The organism is Burkholderia sp. E168m23 (assembly GCF_016586125.1).
In the GTDB taxonomy this organism is placed as follows: Bacteria; Pseudomonadota; Gammaproteobacteria; order Burkholderiales; family Burkholderiaceae; genus Burkholderia; species Burkholderia orbicola.
This window is the reverse complement of sequence record NZ_BCPP01000761.1, coordinates 1-3,574: the sequence shown is the minus strand read 5'-3', so window position 1 is coordinate 3,574 and position 3,574 is coordinate 1. Positions and strand designations below refer to the sequence as shown.

Here is a 3,574-nt window from a genome sequence, read left to right as displayed (position 1 = left end):
CAGGCCCGGCACATCCCGCCGCACCGAGCCGCGGACAGCCGCGCCGCAGACAAAAAAATACCCCGCCGAGGCGGGGCATTCTTGCTGCGCGAGCCCGTGAGCTTGCTGCGCGAGCCCGTGAGGCCCGTCGCGCTTACTTCTTGAACACGAGGTCGGTTTCCTTCAGCGACTCGATGTAGGACGCGATGTCCTTCATGTCGCTGACCGACAGGTTCTGTACCTGCGCCTGCATGATCGCGTTGTTGCGGCCGATCAGCGGGTTCGTCAGCCCCATCTGGTACTGGCGCATCGCCCACACGAGATAGTCGGCGTGCTGGCCGGCGAGGCGCGGGTACTCCGCGTTGATCGGCTTGTTCAGCTGCGCGCCGTGGCAGGCCGCGCAGTTGTGCGATTCGACCAGTTCCTTGCCCTTCGAGATGTCCGCGGCGTGCGCGGTACCGATCGCGAGGCCGGCCGCCAGTGCAACCGCCGCCGTCTTGAATGCGTTGTTCATGAATGCTCCTGTCCCGCCGGAGAGATCGGCGGCGCGCGCTTTACTTGTAGGGGTTGTCCTTCGTGTCGGCCTTCTGGGCGGCGTAGTACGCCGACAGATCCGCGATGTCCTGGTCGGTCAGCGAGCCGGCGATCGCATTCATCGACGGGAAGTGACGATCCTTCTTGCGGTAGGCCTTCAGCGCGTTCTCGAGGTATTGCTGGTTCTGGCCGCCGAGGACAGGCACCCGGTAGACCTCCGGGTACGCCGCGCGGTAGTCCTGGATGCCGTGGCAACCGATGCACATGGCGGCCTTGCTCGCCCCGTCCTTCGGGTTGCCGACCACACCGGCCGCCTGCGCGCTGCCCGCGAGCGCCACGAGCGCTGCGACAACGACGTGTTTGCCGACGAATTTGTTCATAGCTCTTGTAACCTAGCTTGAGGGGAAACTGGCGCCGAAGCGGCAACGGCCCGCGCCGTTTTGCTTGTCGGTCGCCACGCAGGCCAAAAAAAACGGCCAGATTGTACCGCGTCGGCGGGGAACGCGTCCATACGGCGCCCCGGTTCGCCCCGCCACAGCCCTGCAACGATACGCGGGCGCGGCCCGCCCGGACAGCCCTTCTGACTTATACTGGGTTTTTTCCCCGATGAAGAAGAGCGTCGCCATGCGTTTCGAAGGGTCCTCGCACTACGTCGCCACCGACGATCTGAAGCTCGCGGTCAATGCCGCGCTGACGCTGCAACGCCCGCTGCTGATCAAGGGCGAGCCCGGCACCGGCAAGACCATGCTGGCCGAGGAAGTGGCCGCCGCGCTCGACATGCCGCTGCTGCAGTGGCACATCAAGTCGACCACCAAGGCGCAGCAGGGCCTGTACGAATACGACGCCGTGTCGCGGCTGCGCGATTCGCAGCTGGGCGACGAGCGCGTCAAGGACATCGCGAACTACATCGTCAAGGGCGTGCTGTGGCAGGCGTTCGACGCCGAGCAGCCGAGCGTGCTGCTGATCGACGAGATCGACAAGGCCGACATCGAATTCCCGAACGACCTGCTGCGCGAGCTCGACCGGATGGAGTTCCACGTGTACGAGACGCGCGAGACGGTCCGCGCGAAGCACCGCCCGCTCGTCATCATCACGTCGAACAACGAGAAGGAGCTGCCCGACGCATTCCTGCGCCGCTGCTTCTTCCACTACATCCAGTTTCCCGATCCGTCGACGATGCAGAAGATCGTCGCGGTGCACTTCCCCGACATCCGCGAGGAACTGCTGCGCGCGGCGCTCGAGAGTTTCTTCGAATTGCGCGGCGTGTCGGGCCTGAAGAAGAAGCCGTCGACGTCCGAACTGCTCGACTGGCTGAAGCTGCTGCTCGCCGAGAACATCCCGGCCGACGCGCTGCGCGGCGCGGACGCGAAGCAGATCGTGCCGCCGCTCGCGGGCGCGCTGCTGAAGAACGAGCAGGATCTGAGCCTGCTCGAGCGGCTCGTCTACATGAACCGGCACAACCGGTAATCCTCCCTCACCCCGCGAAGGCCCGGCCATGCTGCTCAATTTCTTCTACGCGCTGCGCGCAGCCAAGCTGCCCGTCTCGGTGAAGGAATACCTGACGCTGCTCGAATCGCTGAAGGCCGGGCTGATCTCGCCGTCGATCGACGCGTTCTACTTCCTCGCGCGGATGACGCTCGTCAAGGACGAGCAGTACTTCGACAAGTTCGACCAGGCGTTCGGTGCGTATTTCCATGGCGTGTCCACGCTACCGTCCGAGGCGTTCGACATCCCGCTCGACTGGCTCGAGAAGCGCCTCGAGCGCGAACTGTCGCCGGAGGAGAAGGCGCAGATCGACGCGATGGGCGGGCTCGACAAGCTGATGGAGCGTTTGAAGGCGCTGCTCGACGAGCAGAAGGAACGCCACGAAGGCGGCAACAAGTGGATCGGCACGGGCGGCACGTCGCCGTTCGGGCACGGCGGCTACAACCCGGAAGGCGTGCGCATCGGCGGCCCGTCGAACGGCAACCGCACCGCGGTGAAGGTGTGGGAAGCACGCGCGTACCGCGACTACGACGATTCGGTCGAGATCGGCACGCGCAACATCAAGGTCGCGCTGCGGCGGCTGCGCCGCTTCGCGCGCGAAGGCGCCGCCGAGGAGCTCGACCTGCCCGGCACGATCCGCAGCACGGCCGCGAACGCGGGCTGGCTCGACCTGCGGATGGTGCCCGAGCGCCACAACAACGTGAAGGTGCTGATGCTGCTGGACGTCGGCGGCTCGATGGACGACCACATCAAGCGCACCGAAGAGCTGTTCTCGGCCGCGAAGGCCGAATTCAAGCACCTCGAATTCTTCTACTTCCACAACTGCGTGTACGACCACCTGTGGAAGAACAACCGCCGCCGCCACGCGGAACGCACCGCGACGTGGGACGTACTGCACAAGTTCACGCCCGACTACAAGCTGATCTTCGTCGGCGACGCGACGATGAGCCCGTACGAAGTGCTGCAGCCCGGCGGCTCGGTCGAATACAACAACCCGGAAGCCGGCGCCGTGTGGCTGCGTCGTCTCGCCGACCAGTTTCCGCATCATGCATGGCTGAACCCCGAGCCCGAGCGACTATGGGAGTACCGGCAGTCGGTCGCGGTCATCCGCGACCTGCTCGGCCATCGCATGTATCCGCTCACGCTCGCGGGCCTCGAAACCGCGATGCGCGCACTCAGCAAGTAACGACACCCACTCGCAGATATACAGGCCGCATCCGAGCGGCCGCCCCGGAGAGAGCATGAACCCTTCGTCCACCGCGAGTGCCGGCCGCGCCGGCGGCCGCCGCTTTTTCGCCGATACGTCCGTGTCCGCGCTCGTCGCCGGCTTCGTCGCGATGATGACCGGCTACACGAGTTCGCTCGTGCTGATGTTCCAGGCCGGCCGCGCCGCCCACCTCACCGATGCGCAGATCTCGTCGTGGATCTGGGCGCTGTCGATCGGCATGGCGGTGACGACGATCGGCCTGTCGCTGCGCTACCGCGCGCCCGTCGTGGTCGCGTGGTCGACGCCCGGCGCCGCGCTGCTGATCGCGTCGCTGCCCGGCGTGCCCTACCCCGAGGCGATCGGCGCGTT

At 65.9% G+C, this 3,574-nt stretch carries 5 protein-coding genes; 3 read left to right on the top strand and 2 right to left on the bottom strand.

Going from position 1 to position 3,574, the window contains the following annotated elements; translation table 11 throughout:
* Positions 1-133 precede the first annotated feature (133 nt).
* Positions 134-493, bottom strand: coding sequence for a cytochrome c (locus JMF90_RS29090; protein WP_006478193.1), 360 nt, complete (start codon positions 491-493; stop codon positions 134-136).
* Positions 494-533: 40 nt separating this feature from the next.
* On the bottom strand, positions 534-893 hold the full coding sequence (locus tag JMF90_RS29085; protein ID WP_006478192.1) for a cytochrome c: 360 nt from the start codon (positions 891-893) through the stop codon (positions 534-536).
* A gap of 244 nt (positions 894-1,137) precedes the next feature.
* On the opposite strand from JMF90_RS29085, the gene JMF90_RS29080 reads away from it, so the two are divergent.
* The 3 genes from JMF90_RS29080 to JMF90_RS29070 form a co-directional block, all read left to right on the top strand.
* Positions 1,138-1,980 (top strand): MoxR family ATPase, encoded by an 843-nt coding sequence (locus tag JMF90_RS29080; RefSeq protein ID WP_027806662.1) that lies wholly within the window; start codon positions 1,138-1,140, stop codon positions 1,978-1,980.
* Between the two features lie 28 nt (positions 1,981-2,008).
* The gene (locus JMF90_RS29075; protein ID WP_011545872.1) at positions 2,009-3,184 is read left to right on the top strand and encodes a VWA domain-containing protein; all 1,176 of its coding nucleotides are present in this window, start codon (positions 2,009-2,011) and stop codon (positions 3,182-3,184) included.
* A 55-nt stretch (positions 3,185-3,239) separates the two neighbouring features.
* The coding region (locus JMF90_RS29070) for a benzoate/H(+) symporter BenE family transporter (protein ID WP_201325756.1) at positions 3,240-3,574 on the top strand (335 nt) is incomplete at its 3' end.

Bases quoted from the DNA above. Each gene is read 5' to 3' on its own strand.
- JMF90_RS29090 (WP_006478193.1), bottom strand. From the start codon at position 493: ATGAACAACGCATTCAAGACGGCGGCGGTTGCACTGGCGGCCGGCCTC.
- JMF90_RS29085 (WP_006478192.1), bottom strand. From the start codon at position 893: ATGAACAAATTCGTCGGCAAACACGTCGTTGTCGCAGCGCTCGTGGCG.
- JMF90_RS29080 (WP_027806662.1), top strand. From the start codon at position 1,138: ATGCGTTTCGAAGGGTCCTCGCACTACGTCGCCACCGACGATCTGAAG.
- JMF90_RS29075 (WP_011545872.1), top strand. From the start codon at position 2,009: ATGCTGCTCAATTTCTTCTACGCGCTGCGCGCAGCCAAGCTGCCCGTC.